Annotated in this window: 20 protein-coding genes and 1 riboswitch; of the genes, 19 read left to right on the top strand and 1 reads right to left on the bottom strand. The window is 63.2% G+C overall.

Features of this window, described 5'->3' with window-relative positions:
- Position 1: 1 nt before the first annotated feature.
- Positions 2-157: riboswitch (FMN riboswitch) on the top strand.
- Between the two features lie 89 nt (positions 158-246).
- From pnuC to hisF, 9 genes are all read left to right on the top strand, one after another.
- Positions 247-951 carry a nicotinamide riboside transporter PnuC gene (gene pnuC / locus GVL04_RS16855; protein WP_159706673.1) on the top strand — a complete coding sequence of 235 codons (705 nt, stop codon included), beginning with the start codon at positions 247-249 and terminating at the stop codon, positions 949-951.
- Positions 948-2,087: a bifunctional diaminohydroxyphosphoribosylaminopyrimidine deaminase/5-amino-6-(5-phosphoribosylamino)uracil reductase RibD gene (gene ribD, locus GVL04_RS16850; RefSeq protein WP_159706671.1), complete on the top strand. Its 1,140-nt coding sequence runs from the start codon at positions 948-950 to the stop codon at positions 2,085-2,087. The genes pnuC and ribD overlap by 4 nt, the downstream gene beginning before the upstream one ends.
- Entirely contained in the window at positions 2,087-2,716 is a 630-nt protein-coding gene (locus tag GVL04_RS16845) for a riboflavin synthase (RefSeq protein WP_159706669.1), read from the top strand. Before ribD ends, GVL04_RS16845 begins: the two co-directional genes overlap by 1 nt.
- A complete protein-coding gene (gene ribB, locus GVL04_RS16840; protein ID WP_159706667.1) occupies positions 2,713-3,408 on the top strand; it encodes a 3,4-dihydroxy-2-butanone-4-phosphate synthase in 696 nt (231 codons plus the stop codon). The genes GVL04_RS16845 and ribB overlap by 4 nt, the downstream gene beginning before the upstream one ends.
- Positions 3,405-4,109 (top strand): GTP cyclohydrolase II, encoded by a 705-nt coding sequence (gene ribA / locus GVL04_RS16835; RefSeq protein WP_159706665.1) that lies wholly within the window; start codon positions 3,405-3,407, stop codon positions 4,107-4,109. The genes ribB and ribA overlap by 4 nt, the downstream gene beginning before the upstream one ends.
- Positions 4,110-4,126: 17 nt before the next feature.
- Positions 4,127-4,612 (top strand): 6,7-dimethyl-8-ribityllumazine synthase, encoded by a 486-nt coding sequence (ribH, locus tag GVL04_RS16830; protein ID WP_159706663.1) that lies wholly within the window; start codon positions 4,127-4,129, stop codon positions 4,610-4,612.
- A gap of 111 nt (positions 4,613-4,723) precedes the next feature.
- Positions 4,724-4,987 carry a phosphoribosyl-ATP diphosphatase gene (locus tag GVL04_RS16825; protein ID WP_018778638.1) on the top strand — a complete coding sequence of 88 codons (264 nt, stop codon included), beginning with the start codon at positions 4,724-4,726 and terminating at the stop codon, positions 4,985-4,987.
- A gap of 84 nt (positions 4,988-5,071) precedes the next feature.
- Entirely contained in the window at positions 5,072-5,932 is an 861-nt protein-coding gene (hisG, locus tag GVL04_RS16820) for an ATP phosphoribosyltransferase (protein WP_159706661.1), read from the top strand.
- 31 nt (positions 5,933-5,963) lie between these two features.
- Positions 5,964-6,740 carry an imidazole glycerol phosphate synthase subunit HisF gene (gene hisF / locus GVL04_RS16815; RefSeq protein ID WP_159706659.1) on the top strand — a complete coding sequence of 259 codons (777 nt, stop codon included), beginning with the start codon at positions 5,964-5,966 and terminating at the stop codon, positions 6,738-6,740.
- A 57-nt stretch (positions 6,741-6,797) separates the two neighbouring features.
- Here hisF and GVL04_RS16810 read toward each other — a convergent pair whose 3' ends face one another.
- Complete coding sequence (locus GVL04_RS16810) at positions 6,798-7,442, bottom strand: TIGR03085 family metal-binding protein (RefSeq protein WP_159706804.1); 645 nt, start codon at positions 7,440-7,442, stop codon at positions 6,798-6,800.
- Between the two features lie 89 nt (positions 7,443-7,531).
- Here GVL04_RS16810 and hisI point away from each other — a divergent pair, with 89 nt between their 5' ends.
- The 10 genes from hisI to GVL04_RS16760 all read left to right on the top strand — a co-directional run bounded on the left by hisI (position 7,532) and on the right by GVL04_RS16760 (position 21,218).
- Positions 7,532-7,948, top strand: coding sequence for a phosphoribosyl-AMP cyclohydrolase (gene hisI / locus GVL04_RS16805; protein WP_159706657.1), 417 nt, complete (start codon positions 7,532-7,534; stop codon positions 7,946-7,948).
- 57 nt (positions 7,949-8,005) lie between these two features.
- Positions 8,006-9,589 carry an anthranilate synthase component I gene (locus GVL04_RS16800; protein WP_159706655.1) on the top strand — a complete coding sequence of 528 codons (1,584 nt, stop codon included), beginning with the start codon at positions 8,006-8,008 and terminating at the stop codon, positions 9,587-9,589.
- Positions 9,586-10,191, top strand: coding sequence for a Trp biosynthesis-associated membrane protein (locus GVL04_RS16795; RefSeq protein WP_159706653.1), 606 nt, complete (start codon positions 9,586-9,588; stop codon positions 10,189-10,191). Before GVL04_RS16800 ends, GVL04_RS16795 begins: the two co-directional genes overlap by 4 nt.
- A gap of 131 nt (positions 10,192-10,322) precedes the next feature.
- On the top strand, positions 10,323-10,595 hold the full coding sequence (locus GVL04_RS16790) for an HGxxPAAW family protein (RefSeq protein WP_159706651.1): 273 nt from the start codon (positions 10,323-10,325) through the stop codon (positions 10,593-10,595).
- Positions 10,596-10,597: 2 nt separating this feature from the next.
- Positions 10,598-11,416 carry an indole-3-glycerol phosphate synthase TrpC gene (gene trpC, locus GVL04_RS16785; RefSeq protein ID WP_200846880.1) on the top strand — a complete coding sequence of 273 codons (819 nt, stop codon included), beginning with the start codon at positions 10,598-10,600 and terminating at the stop codon, positions 11,414-11,416.
- Positions 11,417-11,530: 114 nt separating this feature from the next.
- On the top strand, positions 11,531-12,907 hold the full coding sequence (trpB, locus tag GVL04_RS16780) for a tryptophan synthase subunit beta (protein WP_159706649.1): 1,377 nt from the start codon (positions 11,531-11,533) through the stop codon (positions 12,905-12,907).
- On the top strand, positions 12,907-13,719 hold the full coding sequence (gene trpA / locus GVL04_RS16775; protein ID WP_159706647.1) for a tryptophan synthase subunit alpha: 813 nt from the start codon (positions 12,907-12,909) through the stop codon (positions 13,717-13,719). The genes trpB and trpA overlap by 1 nt, the downstream gene beginning before the upstream one ends.
- Before the next feature lie 21 nt (positions 13,720-13,740).
- A complete protein-coding gene (gene lgt / locus GVL04_RS16770; RefSeq protein ID WP_159706645.1) occupies positions 13,741-14,895 on the top strand; it encodes a prolipoprotein diacylglyceryl transferase in 1,155 nt (384 codons plus the stop codon).
- 259 nt (positions 14,896-15,154) lie between these two features.
- The gene (gltB, locus tag GVL04_RS16765) at positions 15,155-19,768 is read left to right on the top strand and encodes a glutamate synthase large subunit (protein ID WP_159706643.1); all 4,614 of its coding nucleotides are present in this window, start codon (positions 15,155-15,157) and stop codon (positions 19,766-19,768) included.
- Positions 19,761-21,218, top strand: coding sequence for a glutamate synthase subunit beta (locus GVL04_RS16760; RefSeq protein WP_159706641.1), 1,458 nt, complete (start codon positions 19,761-19,763; stop codon positions 21,216-21,218). The genes gltB and GVL04_RS16760 overlap by 8 nt, the downstream gene beginning before the upstream one ends.
- Positions 21,219-21,244 lie beyond the last annotated feature (26 nt).

Here is a 21,244-nt window from a genome sequence, read left to right as displayed (position 1 = left end):
CATACGTGCTCCGGGGTCGGTGTAAGTCCGAACCGGCGGTTATAGTCCGCGACCCGCGAGCCATCGGATTCCAAGTGATTGGATCTTCGGTGGCAGACGGTTGAACTGGTGAAATTCCAGTACCGACAGTTAAAGTCTGGATGGGAGAAGCACGTACAGTCATGCCGTGGGCGGTCCTTTAGCGACGCCCGGCATTGCGCTGTCGTACACCCCCGGAGTCATCGCGGCTTACTGGGAAGGAACGGCATGGACTTTCTGCGATGGCTCTTCGAAGCACAGATCCCCGTTGGAGGATCTGCTCTTGTCTTACGCGAAGTGCTTGGAAATATCTTCGGGCTGCTCAGCGCCCTTGGCGGCATGCGCCGCAAAGTCTGGGCTTGGCCAATCGGCATCATCGGTAACATCCTCCTGCTCACGGTCTTCCTCGGCAACGTGTTTGGTGCAGCCGCACCGGCCACGCTCTGGGGCCAGGCCGCACGCCAGGTCATGTTCATCACCGTCGCCGTTTACGGGTGGTACCGGTGGCGGCAGGGCCGGCAATCAAGCACCCAGGGGCGCGCCATCGTCCCGGGTTGGGCCAGCAACAGGGTCCGTATCGCGCTGATCGGCGCGATGGTGGCCGGAACGGCGGCCTTGACGCCACTGTTTGACGCCCTCGGCTCCTACCCGCCGGTCTGGGCCGACGCCTGGACCTTCATGGGATCCCTGCTGGCAACGTACGGCATGGCCCGCGGATGGACGGAGTTTTGGCTGATCTGGGTGGCCGTGGACATCGTGGGTGTGCCGCTGCTGTTCAGCGCAGGCTACTACGCCAGCGCGGTCATGTACCTTTTCTACGGTTTCTTCACCCTCACGGGCTTCTTCGTCTGGTGGCGGGCCGAAAAGCGCGAGCGGGAAAGCCGTGATGGCAGCAGCCCGGCTGCTGCAGTATCCACGGGAGCTGCCCAATGACCGCCGACCCGGCCCTTTACACCCCGGCGGAAAGTGCGGCCATGGATGCCGCGCTGACCGCAGCCCTTGCCGGACCGCGTGGGGCCAATCCGTTGGTTGGTGCAGTGATCCTCAGTCCCGAAGGTGCACAACTGGCAACGGGGTTCCACCGGGGCGCAGGCACAGCCCACGCAGAGGCCGACGCGATTTCCGTTGCCCGCCGACAGGGAACGGACATCACCGGGACCACTATGGTTGTCACGCTCGAGCCCTGTAACCACGAGGGCCGCACCGGCCCGTGCGCCCAGGCCATCATTGCCGCGGGAATCGCGAAGGTGATTTACGCCGTCGACGATCCGCACGACCCCGCGGCGGGCGGTGCCCGGACGCTCCGGGCCGCAGGGGTGGACGTCCGGTCCGGGCTGGCCTTCGAGAGGGCCCGGGACCTGAACCGCGATTGGTTCGACGCCGTTGCGGCCAAGCGTCCGTTTGTCACTTTGCATATCGCCCAGACGCTGGACAGCCGTATTGCTGCCGCGGATGGCACCAGCCAGTGGATTTCCAGCCCGGAGTCGCTCGCGGACAACCACGGGCTGCGGGGACTCATAGACGCCATTCTGGTGGGTACCGGGACGGTCCTGATCGACAACCCGCGGCTCACGGCCAGGACGGCGGACGGTGAACTATCCGGGCGGCAGCCAATCCGCGCCGTGATGGGTTTGCGGGACGTCCCTGATGATGCCGCTGTCCGGGGAACCGACGGGCGTTTCGTGCACTTGCCAACACGGGATCCAGCAGAGGCTTTGGGCGCGTTGTTCGATCAAGGAATCCGGCACGTCATGGTGGAAGGGGGCTCGTCCATATTGAGTACCTTTCTTGCCGCGGACCTGGTGGACGAACTGATCGTCTACTTGGCTCCGACGCTGCTGGGCTCCGGCACCCCGGCTCTGAACGACCTTGGGATCACCACGCTGGCCGACGCACAGCACTGGTCCTGGGACGAAGCCGGGGGCGGAGCGGTCCGGACGCTCGGCAACGACCTTAGGCTGCACCTGCGGTCCCCCCGGGGCGCCGCCACCACGATCAAGAATTCGATTCCGCAGAAGAATTTGGTTTCACACGGTGAAGCTGCGGAATATGTCACAGGAGGACACTGATGTTTACGGGAATAGTCGCTGAGCAGGGCACCGTGCTGGGCATTGAGCATGACGGCGACGCCAGCGCCACACTGCGGTTGAAAGCGCCCACGACGACCGATGGCTTGGCTTTGGGCGGATCCATCGCCGTCAACGGTGTGTGCCTGACAGCTACGCAGATCCAGGGACAGGACTTCAGCGTCGATGTGATGGGGGAGACCCTGGTCCGGACAACCATCGGCGGACTGGCCCCGGGGGATACCGTAAACCTCGAACGCTGCGTTCCTGCGGGCGGGCGCCTGGACGGCCATGTAGTGCAAGGGCACGTCGACGGCGTGGGTGAGTTGCTGGAGCGCGAGCCCTTGGGTAACTGGGACCGCCTGCGCTTCGGCGTGCCGGCCCCGCTGGCACGATACATTGCCGAGAAGGGTTCGATCGCCGTCGACGGTGTATCGCTGACGGTGACAGCAGTCAGTGCGGCGGCCGAAACGGCTCCGTGGTTTGAGGTGGGACTGATCCCCACCACGTTGGAAGAAACAGGGCTGGGTGCCAAGCCTGTGGGTGGCCGCGTCAACCTCGAAGTTGATGTGCTGGCCAAATACACCGAACGCCTTTTGTCCTTCGCACCGCAGCAGGGGAGCACACGATGAGCGCCCCTGCCAAGACATCACCTACGGGCTCGCCCCGTACCGGACTGGATCCTGTCGAGGCAGCCATCGCGGCAATGGCCGCGGGCCGGGCAGTGATCGTGGTGGACAACGAGGACCGCGAGAACGAAGGCGACATCATCTTCGCCGCCGAACACGCCACGCCGGCCCTCATGGGATGGACCATCCGCTATTCATCGGGCGTCATTTGCGTTCCCTTGGATGGCGAACGTGCGGATGCGCTGGTGCTACCTCCCATGGTGGAAATCAACGAAGACGCCAAGGGGACTGCATACACAGTTTCCTGCGACGCTGCCGTAGGGGTCAGCACGGGCATCTCGGCCACGGATCGGGCCCTGACTGCGCGGATCCTGGCGGATCCGAGCAGTTCTCCGGCATCGATTACCCGTCCCGGGCATATTTTCCCGTTGCGTGCGGTTAACGGGGGAGTGCGTGAACGACCAGGTCACACGGAAGCTGCCGTGGACTTGTGCCGTCTTGCCGGACTCGCTCCGGTGGGTGTGATCGCAGAGTTGGTACATGACGATGGTGAAATGATGCGCTTGGATAGTTTGCGTGACTTCGCCGCCGACCATGGATGCCCCCTCATCTCCATTGAGGACCTGGTGTCGTATGTGGAGGCGGTAGAGTCCCAGGCGGCACATGTTTCACGGGGAGACGAGGAGAAGCGATGACCGCATCGACCACACGCAGCAGTGACCACACGGGCCCCGCGCCGCATCCCGTCAGTGGTGGGCCGATTGTGCAATTGCCCACGGCTTTCGGCGACTTTGTGGCACAGGCGTGGACGGACCATGTCACGGGCGTCGAACACATCGCCGTGAGTTCGCCCAACCCGCCCAAGGACGGCCAGGCACCCCTCGTCCGGCTGCACTCCGAGTGCCTTACGGGCGACGTTTTCGGTTCATACCGCTGCGATTGCGGCGAGCAGCTCGCCTTCGCGTTGGAACTCATCCATGCCGAAGGCGGAACGCTGCTTTACCTGCGTGGGCAGGAAGGCCGCGGGATCGGGCTGGCCAATAAGATCAAGGCCTATGCCTTGCAGGAAGCCGGCTTCGACACTGTAGAGGCCAACGAACAGTTGGGCTTGCCTGTCGATGCGCGCTCATACACTGCGGCCGGACAGATCCTGGCTGAAATGGGGCTGCACGAGGTCCGCTTGCTGAGCAACAACCCCGACAAGCAGCACCGCCTGGACAAGGCCGGAGTAACAGTAGTGGAAATGGTGCCCACCGAGGTGCCATCACGGGAACAGAACCTGCGCTACCTGCAGACCAAGAAGGACCGGATGGACCACCGGCTGACGCTCGATGTGGAGCCGGTCAGCAACGGCAAGACGCCTTCAACCCACACCTTTGACAACAATCAAGACTGAACGGACCCACAGCAAACATGAGCGGACACGGCGCGCCCACCATCGACCTCACTACCCTCAACCCTGAGGAAACCTCGCAGCTCAGGCTCGCCATCGTGGCGGCAAGCTGGCACACACAGATCATGGACGGCCTGGTGGACGGTGCGCTTCGTGCCGCCAAGGAAGCCGGCATCGCCGAGCCCACGCTCCTGCGCGTTCCGGGCAGCTTCGAGCTTCCCGTCGCCGCCGCCAGGCTCGCACCGCACTTCGACGCTGTCGTAGCACTCGGGGTGGTCATCCGTGGCGGGACGCCGCACTTCGACTACGTTTGTCAGGCTGCGACGTCGGGACTCACCGACGTCAGCGTCAACACCGGCGTGCCGGTGGGCTTCGGCGTCCTCACCTGCGATACGGAACAGCAGGGCCTGGACCGGGCCGGCCTTCCCGGCTCAAAGGAAGACAAGGGCCACGAAGCGGTCACCGCAGCCCTGGCCACAGCAGTGACGCTGAAGCAGTTCAGCTAACGCCCTTGCCTGCACGACGAAGGGGATGTGAGTGTGTCTTCGCTCACATCCCCTTCGTCATGCAACGCCCCAACAAGCGGTGGCCGCCCCGGAGCAAGTAGTCTGGAGGGCGTGAAGAATTTCGAGACACTGTTCGCAGAACTGAGTGAGAAAGCAGCGACCCGCCCGGCAGGCTCGCGCACGGTTGCCGAACTGGACTCTGGAATCCACGGTATCGGCAAGAAGGTGGTCGAAGAGGCCGCTGAAGTCTGGATGGCCGCGGAGTACGAATCGGACGAAGCCGCCGCTGAGGAAATCTCCCAGCTGCTGTACCACCTGCAGGTCCTTATGCTCGCAAAGGGCCTCAGCCTGGAAGACGTTTACAAGCATCTCTAGCCACGCCACTCCGCCTGCCTGTTGCGGAGTTCCCTGCGTGGCCAAGGTGCCTGAAAACCTCCATTCCAAAAAGAAAGTCTCCCAATGCTCCGTGTAGCAGTCCCCAATAAGGGATCCCTGTCCGAAGCCGCCTCGGCAATGCTGTCCGAGGCGGGTTACCGCCAGCGCCGCGACACCCGCGAGCTGGTCATGGTTGATCCCGACAATGACATTGAATTCTTCTTCCTCCGTCCCCGCGACATTGCTGTCTACGTAGGCCAGGGAACCCTGGACGTCGGCATCACCGGCAGGGATCTCCTGCTCGACGCGAAAGTCGAAGCCGAGGAAATACTTCCCCTGGGCTTCGCCCCGTCAACCTTCCGTTTCGCCGGTCCCGTCGGTGACTTCGCCGGCGTCGAACAACTTGAAGGCAAGCGCCTGGCCACCAGTTACGACGGACTCCTGCGCGACTACCTCGCCGATCGGGGCGTCAATGCCAAGGTGGTCCGCCTGGATGGCGCCGTGGAATCGTCAGTGCGTCTCGGCGTCGCGGACGCCATTGCCGACGTCGTTGAAACCGGCAACACCCTCAAAGCCGCCGGCATGGAAATCTTTGGCGACCCCATCCTGAAGTCCGAAGCCGTACTCATCCGCCGTTCCGGCTCTGGTGGGGCCGCCAATGGAACCGCCAAGGAAATCGACATCCTCATCCGGCGCCTCCAGGGCGTCCTCGTCGCACGCCAGTACGTGCTCATGGACTACGACATCCGCAAGGACCTGGTGGAAGACGCCGCTGCGCTGACCCCGGGCCTTGAGTCGCCCACCGTTTCACCGCTGCGTGACTCCGAATGGGTTGCGGTGCGGTCCATGGTTCCGAAGAAGGAAACCAACCGCATCATGGACGAGCTCTACGATCTCGGAGCACGCGCCATCCTGGTCAGCAGCATTCACGCCTGCCGCATCTGACCCGCGTCACAACAGAATCTAGGAGCAGCACATGGCTGTAGCCGTACGTGTCATCCCCTGCCTGGATGTCGACGCGGGCCGCGTCGTCAAAGGCGTCAACTTTGAAGGCCTCCGCGATGCCGGTGATCCGGTGGAACTCGCGCACCGTTACGACAACGGCGGGGCCGACGAACTGACATTCCTGGACGTCACTGCCTCGTCCGGTAACCGCGAAACAACGTTCGACGTCGTGCGCCGCACGGCAGAGGAAGTGTTCATTCCCCTGACCGTGGGCGGTGGCGTTCGTGGCGTTGCTGAGGTGGACAAGCTCCTGCGCTTCGGTGCGGACAAGGCATCCATCAACACCGCAGCGGTTGCCCGGCCCGAAGTCATCGACGAGATCACCCGCCACTTCGGCTCGCAGGTCCTGGTGCTCTCGGTTGATGCGCGCCGTACCCGCGACGGTGACATCCCGACGTCGTCCGGTTTTGAAGTGACCACCCACGGTGGCCGTACCGGAACCGGCATCGACGCCGTCGCCTGGGCCAAAGAAGCGGCAGACCGGGGTGTAGGGGAAATCCTGCTCAACTCGATCGACGCCGACGGCACCAAGGACGGCTTCGATCTCGAATTGATCCGCTTGGTCCGCGCTGCGGTGAACATACCGATCATTGCGTCCGGTGGTGCGGGGGAGCCTGCACATTTCCCGCCCGCCGTGGAAGCCGGTGCTGATGCCGTACTGGCGGCCTCAGTGTTTCACTTTGGACCGGACGATATGATCGCCCAGGTCAAGGCCGCTATCCGCGGGGCCGGCTTCGAGGTCCGCTAGTTCGACAGCTTAAGCAGCAATGGAGGGCCACCCTGCAGGTGACCCTCCATTGCTGGATTAAAGGCCGATGTCTGCGGACTGCAGAAGCGCGACGGCGTCCGGCTGGCCTTCGAACGTGACCAGGGCCTGGCTGGTGCGACCGTGCGCATGCATGAGCAGCTCGCCCGGTTCGCCAACGATCGCAACGGAAACGGGAGCCCGCTTGGCTACATGCCGCGGGCCGGTGGGCCGCACCAGAACAATGCCGAGGTCCACGCCGCGGTAGAGGAAAGCGGCCCGTTTGATCAACTCATCCCAGAGGGCGTCCGAGTATGCTTCGTCGAGCGCCCGCGGTGCCCACCGATCACCTGCACGGCGGATGTCTTCGGTGTGCACGAAGTACTCGATGAGGTTGGACGTCTCATCCAGGGCCTTGATCTTCAAGGGGGAAAGGGCCGGAGGGCCGGCGCGGAATGTCTTGACCAGGTCCGCGTAGGCGTCCGAGCTCTTTAGTTTGGCGGCAAGCTTGGAGGTGGCTTTTTCGCTGGCCTTGCCCAGGCTTGGGATCAGGAGTCCGAGGCCCACTGCGATCTTCCGTTCGCGCAGATATAAATGCGCAGCAAGATCCCGGGTCTGCCACCCTTCGCAGAGCGTGGGGGAGTCAGGTCCGGCCGCCAGCAGGGTTTCGGCCAGTACTTCTCGGGAAGGATCGACGAAATGCATCACTTGTGAAACTAGCACGATCAGAGCGCTCTTGCGCAGTGGAACCGCCGCAGAATCCAGCTCCCGGCAAAGGCACTAGACTTGATCTGATGTCAGAGCAGTCCGCCCCCAGCCCCTCTCCCGCCATGGAGCTTTCCAGCGACGCCGCGAGCCCGTTGCCGCAGGAGATCGCCAGCGCCCTCAAACGTGATTCGTCCGGGCTTGTAGCTGCGATTGTGCAGCAGCACGATACCAGCGAGGTGCTCATGCTTGGTTGGATGGATGACGAGGCACTGCACCGCACCATGACCACAGGTCGCGTGACATTTTATTCGCGCTCCCGCCAGGAGTACTGGCGCAAGGGCGACACCTCCGGACACGTACAGTTCGTGAAGTCTGTCGCCCTTGACTGCGACGGCGACGCCCTCCTGATCCGCGTGGACCAGATCGGCGCAGCCTGCCACACCGGAACCCGGACCTGCTTTGATGGTCGCGACTTCACAGTCGTTACGGGCCACCGCGACTAAGGCACCCACTAACTTTCCACTGACGCACCACCTCAGACAAAAGGCGGAGAAATAGCCATGCAGGACCTTGGAATCATCAGCCCGGGCCTGGAAGAGTTCCGCGAACTCGCCGTCCACAGCCGTGTCATCCCTGTCCGACTCAAGGTCCTGGCAGACGCCGAGACCCCCATTGGGCTGTACCGGAAGCTGGCCAAGGGCCAACCCGGCACGTTCCTCCTGGAATCCGCGGCAGTTGGCGGCGCGTGGTCGCGCTACTCCTTCATTGGGTCAAAATCCAGGGCCACCCTGACAACGAAAGACGGCCAGGCCCATTGGATCGGTGAGCCGCCGGTTGGCGTTCCCGTCTCCGGCAACCCTGTTGACGCGGTGCGGGACACCGTTGCTGCACTGCAGACCGATCGCTTTGAGGGATTGCCGCCTTTCACCTCCGGTTTGGTTGGCTTCCTCGGATGGGAAGCCGTCCGTCACTGGGAGCGGCTGACATCCCCGCCCGAGGACGACCTGCAGCTGCCGGAAATGGCACTGAACCTGGTCACCGACATGGCTGTGCACGACAACATGGACGGTACCGTCCTCCTGATCGCCAACGCCATCAACTTTGATGACAGCTCCGAGCGTGTCGATGACGCCTGGCACGACGCCGTGGCACGGGTGAAGGGCCTGCTGGACCAGATCAGCACTCCTGTTGCCCAGCCGGTCTCCGTGCTGGAAACTGCTGCGCTGGACTTTGCCTCCAGCGTGCAGGAGCGCTGGGATGAAGCCAAGTACCTTGAGGCCATCGACCGCGGCAAGGAAGCCATTGTTGACGGCGAGGTGTTCCAAGTGGTGATCTCCCGCCGCTTCGAGATGGAGTGCGCCGCGGACCCCCTGGATGTTTACCGTGTCCTGCGCAATACCAACCCCAGCCCGTATATGTACCTCTTCAGCCTGGAGGATGCGGACGGACGCGAGTACTCGATTGTGGGCTCATCACCGGAGGCTTTGGTCACGGTGACCGGTGAGGAAGTCATCACCCACCCCATCGCCGGCTCGCGCCCCCGTGGAAAGACAGTGGAGGCCGATAAAGCCCTCGCCACGGAGTTGCTGGCCGATCAGAAAGAGCGCGCCGAGCACCTGATGTTGGTGGACCTCTCGCGCAACGATCTCTCCAAGGTCTGCGTCGCCGGCACGGTGGACGTCACGCAATTCATGGAAGTGGAGCGGTTCAGCCACATCATGCACCTCGTGTCCACCGTGGTGGGGGAGCTCGCTCCCCATGCCAAGGCCTACGACGTCCTGAAGGCAACGTTCCCGGCAGGCACCCTGTCCGGGGCTCCCAAGCCGCGTGCGCTGCGCCTGCTTGACGAACTGGAACCCCACCGACGCGGCATCTACGGTGGCGTGGTTGGCTACCTGGACTTCGCTGGCGATATGGACATGGCCATCGCCATCAGGTCCGCGCTGCTCCGGGAAGGCCGTGCTTATGTACAGGCCGGTGGTGGAATCGTGGCCGATTCACACAAGCCTTCCGAAGCGCTGGAGACGGTGAACAAGGCAGCTGCGCCGTTGCGCGCCGTCCACACCGCGGGATCGCTGCAGAACATTTCCGCTGAAACGGTGCGGAACGCCGACACCCTCGACGACGGGACTTCCGCCCTATGAGCACGGCATCTTCTGCGGCTCCGGTCAGGCAGCCCCCGCGCTGGGCACGCAAATCGACGCTGGTCCTTGCCACGACAATTCTGGCCTTGGCAGTGTTCGGGGCCACGACGCAGACCTGGATCGAAGTGCAACTCGATCCCACGGGAGCGTCCAACAGCGACCTCCACGTCCAAGGGAGCAAGGCGGCCACTGCCGTCACTGCGCTGGCAGTTGTCGCCTTGGCAGGCGGGCTCGCCGCTTCCATCGCCGGAAAAATTGCCCGCTGGATCATTGCAGTCCTCATCGTCTTGTCGGCGGCCGGAATCATTCTGGCCGCAGTGACTGTACTTCTTGACCCGTTGGGTGCCGCGCAAGGGTCCATCGCGGCCGCAACGGGGGTCTCGGGCGGACAGGCCGACGCGGCCGCCACGGCGTTCCCGGTCCTGGCCATCGTTGCCGGATCTCTCCTGGTTGTCTGTGCCATTGTCCTGCCGCTGGCCGGGCGCCATTGGACCTCGCGGACCAAATACGACGCCGGCACCCGGGGCCGGAAGAGCAGCAGCGGGCCTGTGGACGAGATTGACAGCTGGGACAGCCTGTCGCGCGGTGAAGATCCCACGTAGGCAGCCAAACTGGCTTTCGGGCAGGCAGTGCGCAACAAAAGCCCACACGCCTGTCCTGACGTCGGACGATGTCCCGGACGCCGTCAATAAATGGCAGAATGTAAGCAGTATTCATCCTGAGGAGATTTCACATGAGCAAAACCACAGTGTCCGCAAACCAAGCTGAATCCACCATGGCCAGCCACGCTGACGCCATCGGCCACGGAAACAGCCCGGCTGCCTGGACCTGCGTACTTGTGATGCTGGTCGGTGCGCTGATTTCCTCCATCGCTTTCGTTATCGCCAGCACCCCGATCTTCGTTGGTGGCCTGGTTGTCATGGTCATTGGCCTCATTGTGGGCGGCGTCATGCGCAAGGCGGGCTACGGAGTTGGCGGCAGCAAGCTGCAGAACAACGGCCACTAATCGTGACCGTTCTTGATGACATCATTGTTGGCGTCAAGGAGGAGATGGAGGCGCGCAGCCGCCTCGTATCCCTCGCGGAGCTGAAGGACCGGGCCGCAAGTGCCGCTCCGGCCCGCGATGCGTGGGCAGCTTTGGGCGGTCCCTCATCCGCCCGCAACGACCTCAAGGTCATCGCAGAAATCAAGCGTCGCAGCCCTTCCAAAGGCGACCTGGCACCGATCGCTGATCCCGCGTCCCTCGCGGTCCAGTACGCCGACGGTGGAGCGTCCGTCATCAGCGTACTCACCGAACAGCGCCGCTTCGGCGGTTCGCTGGCGGACCTCGATGCTGTACGCGCCGCCGTCGAGACGCCCTTGCTGCGCAAGGACTTTACGGTTGACGAGTACCAGATCTGGGAAGCCCGGGCCCATGGCGCCGACCTCATCCTTCTCATCGTCGCCGCACTGTCCGACGCCGAGCTTGCGGAGTTCAGCGCCTTGAGCCACGAACTCGGCATGAACGTGCTGGTGGAAACACACACCGAAGAAGAGATTGAGCGCGCCGTTGCGGCGCAGGCCAAGATCATTGGCATCAATGTCCGCAACCTGAAGACGCTCGACGTCGACCGCTCGGTTTTCGGGTCCCTGGCCGGATTGATTCCGGCCGAGGCCGTCATCGTGGCCGAATCGGGCGTCCGGGGTGCCGACGACGTATCGCATTACGCAGCGGGTGGCGCCAACGCCATCCTGGTGGGGGAGGCGCTGGTCAGCGACTCCACGCCGCGCGAACGCATCACCGAATTCAAGGCAGCTGGAGCTGCCGCCATCGCCGTCAGGAACTGAGGAAGTAACTGAATCACGGCGAACAGCCGCAAGGCAGCCCGGGCTTGAGCCTGCGGCTGCCTTGTGGCAAGTGGAACTACCCAATGAACTAACTGGAACAGGACGGTGAGACTGATGGTCGACGCGCCAACAGCCGGCTCAGAAGAGAATGCGGCCGACGCATTCCTGCAAGGTGGCCCTTCGCTGCGCAACGCCTCCGGGCCATACTTCGGCAACTACGGCGGTCGTTGGATGCCCGAGTCTCTCATCGCCGCCCTCGACGAAGTCCAGGACACGTTTGAGAAGGCCAAAGCCGACCCCGAGTTCATCGCGCAGCTCAAGGACCTCAACAAGAACTACTCCGGCAGGCCTTCCTTGCTCACCGAAGCCAAGCGCTTCTCCGAGCACGCCGGCGGAGCACGCATCTTCCTTAAGCGCGAAGACCTGAACCACACCGGGTCCCACAAGATCAACAACGTCCTTGGCCAGGCCCTCCTCGCCAAGCGCATGGGCAAGACCCGCGTGATCGCAGAGACCGGAGCCGGACAGCACGGCGTTGCCAGTGCCACGGCCGCAGCCCTGTTGGGACTCGAGTGCGTGGTGTACATGGGCGCGGAGGATTGCCGGCGCCAGGCTTTGAACGTGGCCCGCATGCAGCTGCTCGGCGCCACTGTGGTGCCGGTGACCAACGGATCCCAGACACTCAAGGACGCCATCAACGATGCCCTTCGCGACTGGGTTTCGAACGTAGAGCACACCCACTACCTTCTGGGAACCGCAGCTGGTGCCCACCCGTTCCCCGCTATGGTCCGCTACTTCCACGAAGTCATCGGAGAGGAAGCCCGCGGCCAGATCCTGGACCAGACGGGCAAGCTCCCCGATGCCATCTGCGCCTGTATCGGTGGCGGCTCGAACGCCATTGGTTTGTTCCACGCTTTCCTCGATGATGCTTCCGTGAAGATCTACGGCTTCGAAGCCGGCGGCGAAGGTGTGGAGACCGGCCGCCACGCTGCAGCCATCTCCCTCGGCCGTCCCGGAGTCCTTCACGGCGCACGGTCCTACCTCATGCAGGACGAAGATGGCCAGACCATCGAATCCCACTCCATTTCGGCGGGCCTGGACTACCCCAGCGTGGGTCCGGAGCACTCGTACCTGGCCGACATCGGTCGGGTAACGTACGAGGCCGTTACCGATACCGAAGCGATGGACGCATTCAGCCTGTTGTGCCGGACCGAAGGCATCATCCCCGCCATCGAGTCCTCGCACGCCTTGGCTGGTGCCATCAAGATCGGCAAGCGGCTCACCGAAGGCAAGGAAACCCCTTCCGACGTCACCGTGATCGTCAACCTTTCCGGTCGTGGAGACAAGGACGTGGAGACTGCCGCGGCCTGGTTCAACATGTTGGATGAGGAAGGGCACGTCAAGGGCACTACGCTGTCCACGCGAAAGCCCAAGGGACCCGCAGAGCGCACCGCCGAAGCCGCCGTGGATGTCAACGAGGACCAGAACTGATGACTGAAGAATTCGCCAGCAAATCCGCTGCCGCCATTGATCGTGCCAAGGCGGAAGGCCGTTCCGCTTTGGTTGGCTACCTCCCCGCGGGATACCCCACGGTCAAGGAAAGCATCGAGGCGGGAATCGCCTTGGCCCGCAACGGAGCCGACCTTATCGAAATTGGAATCCCGTACTCCGATCCCGTGATGGACGGCCCGGTCATCCAGGCCGCTACCACCGAAGCGATCGCCAACGGATTCCGTGTCGCCAACGTTTTCGATGTCGTTGCCGGCATCACCGCAGCCACGGACGCGGCCGTACTGGTCATGACGTACTGGAACCCGGTGATGCGCATGGGCGTCGACGAATTCTCCCGTCGCCTCGCTGAAGCCGGGGGAGCCGGCCTCATCACCCCGGACCTCATCCCTGACGAGGCAGCCGAGTGGTTTGAAGCCTCCGATAAATATGGACTGGACAGGGTGTTCCTTGTGGCACCTTCATCCACGCCGGAACGCCTCGACATGACTGTGAAAGCCAGCCGTGGGTTCGTCTACGCTGTGTCCATCATGGGAGTGACAGGCACACGCCAATCCGTCAGCAGCAGCGCGGAAGAGGTCGTCGCCCGTGCCCACGGTGCCGGTGCCGAGCGCGTGTGCGTTGGCTTGGGTGTCTCCAACCCGGACCATGTCCGCGAAATTGCCGCCTACGCTGACGGCGTGATCGTCGGAACCGCCTTGGTGGCGGCCCTCCGCGATGGCGGCGTGGACGCCGTCGGGCAACTCACCAAGAACCTCAGCGCCGGCCTGGGCCGCGCAGCTGCAGAAGCCTAGGAAAAGGAAACAGCGAAGCGAATGCAGACCGTCCTTCACGCAGCGGCAATGGTCCCCATGAGTATCCCGAGCCCTTCGTGGTCCGGTTTCGACATTCCGCTGCCGTGGGGGACGTTGCGTATCCACGCTTACGCCCTCTGCATTCTGGCGGGCATTATCGTTGGCCTGTGGCTGACATCGGCCAGGTGGAAGCGCCGCGGTGCTCCCGAGGGAAGCCTGTGGGACATTGCCATCTGGGCGATTCCCTTCGGCATTATCGGCGGCCGCCTCTACCACGTGTTCTCTTCGCCTGACGCGTACTTTGGTCCGGGCTTTGACGGCACCGGCGACCTCTCGCTGATTCCACAGATCCAGCGCGGCGGTTTGGGCATTTGGGGTGCCGTCATCCTCGGTGCGGTAGGTGCATGGATTGGTTGCCGGCGTGCGGGCGTCAAGCTGACAGCCTTCCTGGACGCAGCGGCGCCCGGACTCCTGCTGGCCCAGGCAATCGGCCGTTTGGGGAACTGGTTCAACCAGGAACTCTTCGGGGCTCCGACCACCCTGCCGTGGGGACTTGAGATTGATCCCGCCAACGCTAATTTCCCGGCGGACATGGCTGCGGATACCCTCTTCCACCCCACGTTCCTTTACGAGATGCTGTGGAACCTCGCAGGCGTGGCCATCCTGCTGATGCTGGACAAGAAGTTCAACTTCCGGTGGGGACGGCTCTTCTGGCTCTACGCGGTGTACTACACCCTTGGCCGCGTATGGATCGAGGCCCTGCGCATCGATGATGCCGAACAGATCAATCTGTTTGGCATTACCACCAGGCTCAACGTTTGGACCAGCATCTTTGTCTTCATAGCGGCACTGGCCATCTTCTTCATCCTGGGCCGGCGAGGCCGGCCCGTGCCCGATACCCCTTATTTGGCGGGGCGGGAGCCGGAAGAGAAGAAGGAAAATGAGCCTGTTCCGGTGACGAGCGTCACCAGTCATGATGTGGACGCATCTGTCTCAGATACTGGTTCGCGTGGTAATCTCCCTGATAACCAAAGCGATTCGGGCCACGTTGACGAGCCGCAGGAAACAGCAGGGAAACCGGAGAAGGACACTGCGTCCACCACGGATTCCACACCTGCTGCAACTGCCGCAAGGAAGGCCCCCGGATCCACACCGGATGCAGGCGACACCAAGTAGTCGCATCCGGTAAAGGGGCAACAGAGTCACCGCTCGTAGGGCCCAGTCCACAGCGTCGTGGCACCCCGGAAACCGGACCTCAGCATACCGATGTTCACTGGTCAAGCCGGGGCCAGAGGTCTGCGTAACTGTTCGTTGCGCTGGATCGGCTGGCCTACAATTCCAATTACTAGCGCTTTGTTGTGCCCGTCACAGGGCAGGCAAGGTGGGGCCAACGTTGTCCCTTCCATACGCACGATCTCGAGGAAGGACGTCTCCCATGACCCATCTTCATAACCCCGGTTGGTCCGAAAATATCGAACCTCAGGGTGCCATGTCTCCGTTCAAGCGCTTTGCCGCGCTCCCGGAGGCCCAGGGTCTTTACAACCCTGATAAGGAGAAGGACGCCTGCGGCCTGGCTATTATTGCCACGCTCCGCGGGGAACCGGGATACGACATCGTGGAAGCGGCGCTGACTGCCCTCCGCAATCTCGAACACCGCGGCGCCGTGGGCGCCGATGAAGGCACTGGCGACGGTGCGGGCCTGCTCATGCAGGTTCCGGACGAGTTCTTCAGGGCCGTCACAGAATTCGAACTGCCCGCTCCCGGCCAGTACGTAGTGGGCACTGCATTCCTTCCGGCTGAGTCCCGCGAAGCAGAAACCGCCAAGGCCGGCATTGAAGCCCTTGCAGCTGATGAGGGCCTGACAGTCCTGGGCTGGCGCGAGGTTCCCGTGGTCGCTGACCTCGTGGGTGCCATGGCCCGGGCGTGTATGCCCTACTTCTCCCAGCCGTTCTTTGCCTCCGCCACCGGCGAGCAGCTCGAACACAACGAGCTGGACTCCCGCGCTTGGCGAATCCGCAAGCGTGCCCAGAACAAATTCGGCGTGTACTTCCCGTCGCTGTCCTCGCGCACCATTGTGTACAAGGGCATGCTGACCACTGCGCAGCTGGAGCCGTTCTATCCGGACCTCTCGGACAATCGCTTCAAGACCAAGCTTGCAATCGTCCACTCGCGCTTTTCCACCAACACGTTCCCTTCATGGCCTTTGGCGCAGCCTTTCCGCACCATCGCCCACAACGGCGAGATCAACACGGTCAAGGGCAACCGCAACTGGATGCGTGCCCGCCAGTCGCAGCTGGCCAGCCCACTGCTGGGCTCGGTCCCCGAAGAGCTGTACCCGATCTGCACCCCCGGTGCCTCGGACTCCGCGTCTTTCGATGAGGTAGCGGAACTGCTCTGGCTGTCGGGGCGTCCGATCACGCACTCGATCATGATGATGATCCCGGAAGCGTGGGAGAACCACGCCACCATGGATCCTGCCCGCCGTGCTTTTTACGAGTACCACTCGCTGCTCATGGAGCCGTGGGACGGTCCCGCTGCTGTCTCCTTCACCGACGGCAACCTCGTCGGAGCAACGCTGGACCGCAACGGCCTGCGCCCGGGACGCTACTGGATCACCGAAGACGGATTGATCATCTTCGCATCCGAAGTTGGCGTGATCGAAGTAGAGCCTTCCAACGTGGTCAAGAAGGGCCGCGTCGCCCCGGGCAAGATGTTCCTGGTGGACACCGAGGCCGGCCGCATCATCGACGACGCCGAGGTCAAGGCCGAGGTAGCTGCTGCCAACCCGTGGGCCGAATGGCTCAAGGACAACCTGATCGACATCAACGAGCTGCCTGAGCGCGAGCACGTGGTCCACACTGCTGCGTCGGTTAATATCCGCCAGCGCACGTTCGGGTACACCACCGAAGAATTGAAGATCCTGCTGGGACCGATGTCCCGCACGGGTGCCGAGCCCCTGGGCGCCATGGGTTCTGACACGCCGGTTGCAGTTCTCTCCAAGCGTCCGCGCCTGCTGTTCGACTACTTTGTGCAGTCCTTCGCCCAGGTCACCAACCCTCCGCTGGATGCCATCCGCGAGGAGCTGGTCACCTCCCTGAAGTGCGCCATCGGCCCCAACGGCAACCTCTTGGACGGCAAGCAGGTCCGCCAGCCGCAGATCTCCCTTCCGTTCCCCGTGATCAACAACGACCAGCTGGCCAAGATCGCGAACATTGAAAGCCCCGACGGCGACCGCATCGCCATGAAGGTCCGCGGCCTGTACCGCCCCGAGGGCGGAGAAGCGGCACTGCGGGCACGCCTGACCGAGATCTGCGAGCAGGTTTCGGGTGCGATCAACCGTGGCGTGCAGTACGTTGTGCTGTCCGACCGTGACTCGAACGCCCAGTGGGCGCCGATTCCTTCTCTGCTGCTGGTCAGCGCCGTGCACCACCACTTGCTCCGCAGCGCCAACCGCACCAAGACGGCACTTGTGGTTGAGGCCGGCGACGTCCGCGAGACGCACCACGTGGCAGTACTCATCGGCTACGGCGCTTCCGCAGTCAACCCGTACCTGGCCATGGAGTCGGTGGAACAGCTGATCTCCAACGGCGACGTCACAGGCGTCACGGCCGAGGACGGTGTCTACAACCTCATCAAGGGCCTCGGCAAGGGTGTCCTGAAGATCATGTCCAAGATGGGCATCTCCACGGTTGCTTCCTACACGGGCGCACAGACCTTCGAGGCACTGGGCCTGTCCCAGGAACTCGTTGACGAATTCTTCTCCGGCACGCACTCCCAGCTGGGCGGCGTCGGCTTGGATGTCATTGCTGCCGAAGTCTCTGCGCGCCACCAGATGGCGTACCCGGAAGGCGGCATTGAGCACCCGCACCAGCCGTTGCTCGGCGGTGGCGAGTACCAGTGGCGTCGCGACGGTGAACCGCACCTCTTCAACCCGGAGACGGTTTTCCGCCTGCAGCACGCTACCCGCGAACGCCGGTACGACATCTTCAAGTCCTACACCAAGGGCATTGACGATCAGTCCGAGAACCTGATGACTCTGCGTGGCCTCCTCAAGTTCAAAGACGGAGTACGCCCGGCAGTTCCGCTTGAGGAAGTGGAACCCGTCTCCAGCATCGTCAAGCGGTTCTCCACTGGCGCCATGAGCTATGGCTCCATCTCCAAGGAAGCCCACGAAACCCTGGCGATCGCCATGAACCGTTTGGGCGCCAAGTCCAACACAGGTGAGGGTGGCGAGGACGTTGATCGCCTGCTGGATCCGGAGCGCCGCTCTGCCATCAAGCAGATCGCCTCCGGCCGCTTTGGTGTGACCAGCCTGTACCTGACCAACGCCGATGACATCCAGATCAAGATGGCACAGGGCGCCAAGCCTGGTGAAGGCGGCCAGTTGATGGCCCAGAAGGTCTACCCCTGGGTTGCCCGAACGCGCCACTCGACTCCCGGCGTCGGGCTTATTTCCCCGCCCCCGCACCACGACATCTACTCGATCGAAGACCTCGCTCAGCTCATCTACGATGCCAAGCGCGCCAACCCTTCGGCCCGGGTCCACGTGAAGCTGGTTTCGGAAGTCGGGATCGGCACTGTGGCGTCCGGCGTCACCAAGGCGAAGGCCGACGTCGTGCTCGTTTCAGGTCACGACGGCGGTACCGGCGCCTCGCCGCTGAACTCGCTCAAGCACGCGGGTGTGCCGTGGGAACTCGGCCTCGCCGAGACCCAGCAGACCCTGATGCTCAACGGTCTCCGTGACCGCGTGGTGGTTCAGGTTGATGGCCAGCTCAAGACTGGCCGCGACGTGGTTATCGCTGCCCTGCTGGGTGGCGAGGAATACGGTTTCGCAACCGCCCCGTTGGTGGTGTCCGGCTGCATCATGATGCGCGTCTGCCACCTGGATACCTGCCCCGTTGGCGTTGCCACCCAGAACCCCGAGCTTCGTTCGCGGTTCAACGGCAAGCCCGAGTTCGTAGTCAACTTCTTCGAGTTCCTCGCAGAAGAAGTCCGGGAAATCCTTGCTGAGCTCGGTTTCCGTAGCCTGGAAGAGGCCATCGGCCACGCCGAGGTGCTGGACACCCGTGAAGCGATCGACCACTGGAAGGCCGAAGGGCTGGACCTGGACCCCATCCTGCACGGGCTGGAGTTCGACGACGACGTGCCGCTGCGCAACATGACCAGCCAGAACCATGAGCTGGACAAGCACTTTGACCAGCGACTGATCACCATGGCGCAGGAAGCACTCAGCGACCGGATGCCGGTCAAGATCACCCTGGACGTCATCAACACAGACCGTTCCGTCGGTACGATGCTTGGCCACGTGGTCACTAAGACCTTCGGCATCGATGTTCTGGCGACGGACACCATCGACGTGACGCTCCATGGCACCGCGGGCCAATCCCTCGGCGCGTTCCTGCCCGCGGGCATCACGCTGCGCATGTTCGGCGATTCCAACGACTACGTTGGCAAGGGACTCTCCGGCGGCCGCATTATCGTCCGTCCTGACCGCACCAACGTGTTCCAGGCTGAACGCAATGTCATTGCCGGCAACGTCATCGGCTACGGTGCCACCAGCGGCGAAATGTTCCTGCGTGGCCAGGTTGGCGAACGGTTCCTGGTCCGCAACTCCGGTGCGACCGCCGTCGTCGAAGGTATTGGCGATCATGGTTGCGAGTACATGACCGGTGGCCAGACCCTGATCATCGGCCGCACCGGCCGCAACTTCGGTGCCGGCATGTCCGGTGGAACCGCCTATGTGTTGGACCTGCAGCCCGAACGGGTCAACAAGATGGCCCTCGATACCGGCGAACTCCAGCTCCTGGAGCTCGACGCCGAGGACCGCGACATCGTTCACGGCCTGCTCACCAAGCATGTCGAGGAAACCGAATCCGTCCTGGCCGGCCGTCTGCTCGAGAACTTCGACGACACCGCCGCCCGCATCACCAAAGTACTGCCGCGCGACTACGCCGCAGTCCTGCAAACCCGTCTCGACGCCATCGAAGAGGGCCTTGACCCCGATGGCGAAGAAGTATGGTCTCGAATCCTGGAGGTAACCGGTGGCTGATCCACGCGGATTTCTGAAAGTCCGGCAGCGCGAGACGCAGCCACGCCGTCCCGTTCCGGTCCGCATCATGGACTGGAAAGAAGTGTACGAAGCGCAGGAGAAGGGCGTCCTGAAGAGCCAGGCCGGCCGCTGCATGGACTGCGGCGTTCCGTTCTGCCACCAGGGCTGCCCCTTGGGCAACCTCATTCCTGAGTGGAACGACCTCGTGTGGCGGGATAAGGGTGAAGAAGCGATTGAGCGCCTCCACGCCACGAACAACTTCCCCGAGTTCACGGGTCGCCTGTGTCCTGCACCCTGTGAAGCGTCCTGCGTACTGGGTATTAACCAGCCCGCCGTGACCATCAAGCAGGTGGAGGTCTCCATCATTGATCAGGCCTTCGACAACGACTGGGTCCAGCCCCTGCCGCCGACGCGCCTTACGGGCAAGACCGTTGCGGTGGTCGGCTCCGGCCCCGCCGGCCTTGCAGTGGCACAGCAGCTGACCCGCGTGGGCCACACTGTTGCTGTCTACGAACGCGACGACAAGATCGGCGGCCTGCTCCGCTACGGCATCCCCGACTTCAAAATGGAGAAGGAACAGGTTGACCGCCGCCTGGAGCAGATGAAGGCCGAAGGTACCCGCTTCCGCACCGGCGTCGCAGTTGGTACGGACGTGACGTGGGAACAGCTGCGCCGCCGTTACGACGCTGTGGTTGTTGCTACCGGTGCTACCGTTCCGCGCGACCTGCCCATCCCGGGCCGTGACTTTGAGGGTGTTCACTTCGCCATGGACTACTTGGTTCCTTCGAACCGCGTAGTGGCGGGGGAGAACCCCGAGAACCACATCGATGCCCGTGGCAAGCACGTTGTCATCCTGGGCGGCGGCGACACCGGAGCGGACTGCATCGGTACCGCCCACCGCCACCAGGCTGCGTCGGTGACCACGCTGGCGATCGGCAAGCAGCCGCCCGCCGAGCGTGCCGCCCACCAGCCGTGGCCGACGTTCCCTACCCTGTTCGAGGTCGCCAGCGCCCACGAAGAAGGCGGCGAACGTACGTACCTCGCTTCAACTGTTGAGTTCGTTGGAGAAGACGGCAAACTCACCGGCGTAAAAGTTGCTGAAACCGAGTTCGTGGACGGCCGACGCCTTCCCAAGGCCGGTACAGAACGGATCATCCCAGCTGACCTTGTCTTCCTGAGCCTTGGCTTTACCGGTGCTGAACCGGCGGGCATCACGGAGCAAGTCAGTGCAGAGTTCGACGGTCGGGGCAACGTTGCCCGCGACGGCTACTACATGACAAACACCGAGGGTGTGTTTGTTGCCGGCGATGCCGGTCGTGGCCAGTCACTGATTGTGTGGGCCATTGCGGAAGGCCGTGCATGTGCGGCCGCAGTGGACAAGTTCCTGATGGGAAGCACCATTCTCCCGGCACCGGTCGCCCCCACCGACCGGGCGATAGCGGTCTTATAGCGCCGGCAGGAACAATCTTTTACTCA

Source organism: Arthrobacter sp. 18067 (genome assembly GCF_902706295.1).
GTDB lineage: Bacteria > Actinomycetota > Actinomycetes > Actinomycetales > Micrococcaceae > Arthrobacter.
This window is presented reverse-complemented; position numbering and strand designations above follow the sequence as displayed.

What these genes read in the sequence shown, in the direction of transcription:
- pnuC (WP_159706673.1), top strand. Translation starts at nt 247, where the DNA reads ATGGACTTTCTGCGATGGCTCTTCGAAGCACAGATCCCCGTTGGAGGA.
- ribD (WP_159706671.1), top strand. Translation starts at nt 948, where the DNA reads ATGACCGCCGACCCGGCCCTTTACACCCCGGCGGAAAGTGCGGCCATG.
- GVL04_RS16845 (WP_159706669.1), top strand. Translation starts at nt 2,087, where the DNA reads ATGTTTACGGGAATAGTCGCTGAGCAGGGCACCGTGCTGGGCATTGAG.
- ribB (WP_159706667.1), top strand. Translation starts at nt 2,713, where the DNA reads ATGAGCGCCCCTGCCAAGACATCACCTACGGGCTCGCCCCGTACCGGA.
- ribA (WP_159706665.1), top strand. Translation starts at nt 3,405, where the DNA reads ATGACCGCATCGACCACACGCAGCAGTGACCACACGGGCCCCGCGCCG.
- ribH (WP_159706663.1), top strand. Translation starts at nt 4,127, where the DNA reads ATGAGCGGACACGGCGCGCCCACCATCGACCTCACTACCCTCAACCCT.
- hisG (WP_159706661.1), top strand. Translation starts at nt 5,072, where the DNA reads ATGCTCCGTGTAGCAGTCCCCAATAAGGGATCCCTGTCCGAAGCCGCC.
- hisF (WP_159706659.1), top strand. Translation starts at nt 5,964, where the DNA reads ATGGCTGTAGCCGTACGTGTCATCCCCTGCCTGGATGTCGACGCGGGC.
- GVL04_RS16810 (WP_159706804.1), bottom strand. Translation starts at nt 7,442, where the DNA reads ATGCATTTCGTCGATCCTTCCCGAGAAGTACTGGCCGAAACCCTGCTG.
- hisI (WP_159706657.1), top strand. Translation starts at nt 7,532, where the DNA reads ATGTCAGAGCAGTCCGCCCCCAGCCCCTCTCCCGCCATGGAGCTTTCC.
- GVL04_RS16800 (WP_159706655.1), top strand. Translation starts at nt 8,006, where the DNA reads ATGCAGGACCTTGGAATCATCAGCCCGGGCCTGGAAGAGTTCCGCGAA.
- GVL04_RS16795 (WP_159706653.1), top strand. Translation starts at nt 9,586, where the DNA reads ATGAGCACGGCATCTTCTGCGGCTCCGGTCAGGCAGCCCCCGCGCTGG.
- GVL04_RS16790 (WP_159706651.1), top strand. Translation starts at nt 10,323, where the DNA reads ATGAGCAAAACCACAGTGTCCGCAAACCAAGCTGAATCCACCATGGCC.
- trpB (WP_159706649.1), top strand. Translation starts at nt 11,531, where the DNA reads ATGGTCGACGCGCCAACAGCCGGCTCAGAAGAGAATGCGGCCGACGCA.
- trpA (WP_159706647.1), top strand. Translation starts at nt 12,907, where the DNA reads ATGACTGAAGAATTCGCCAGCAAATCCGCTGCCGCCATTGATCGTGCC.
- lgt (WP_159706645.1), top strand. Translation starts at nt 13,741, where the DNA reads ATGCAGACCGTCCTTCACGCAGCGGCAATGGTCCCCATGAGTATCCCG.
- gltB (WP_159706643.1), top strand. Translation starts at nt 15,155, where the DNA reads ATGACCCATCTTCATAACCCCGGTTGGTCCGAAAATATCGAACCTCAG.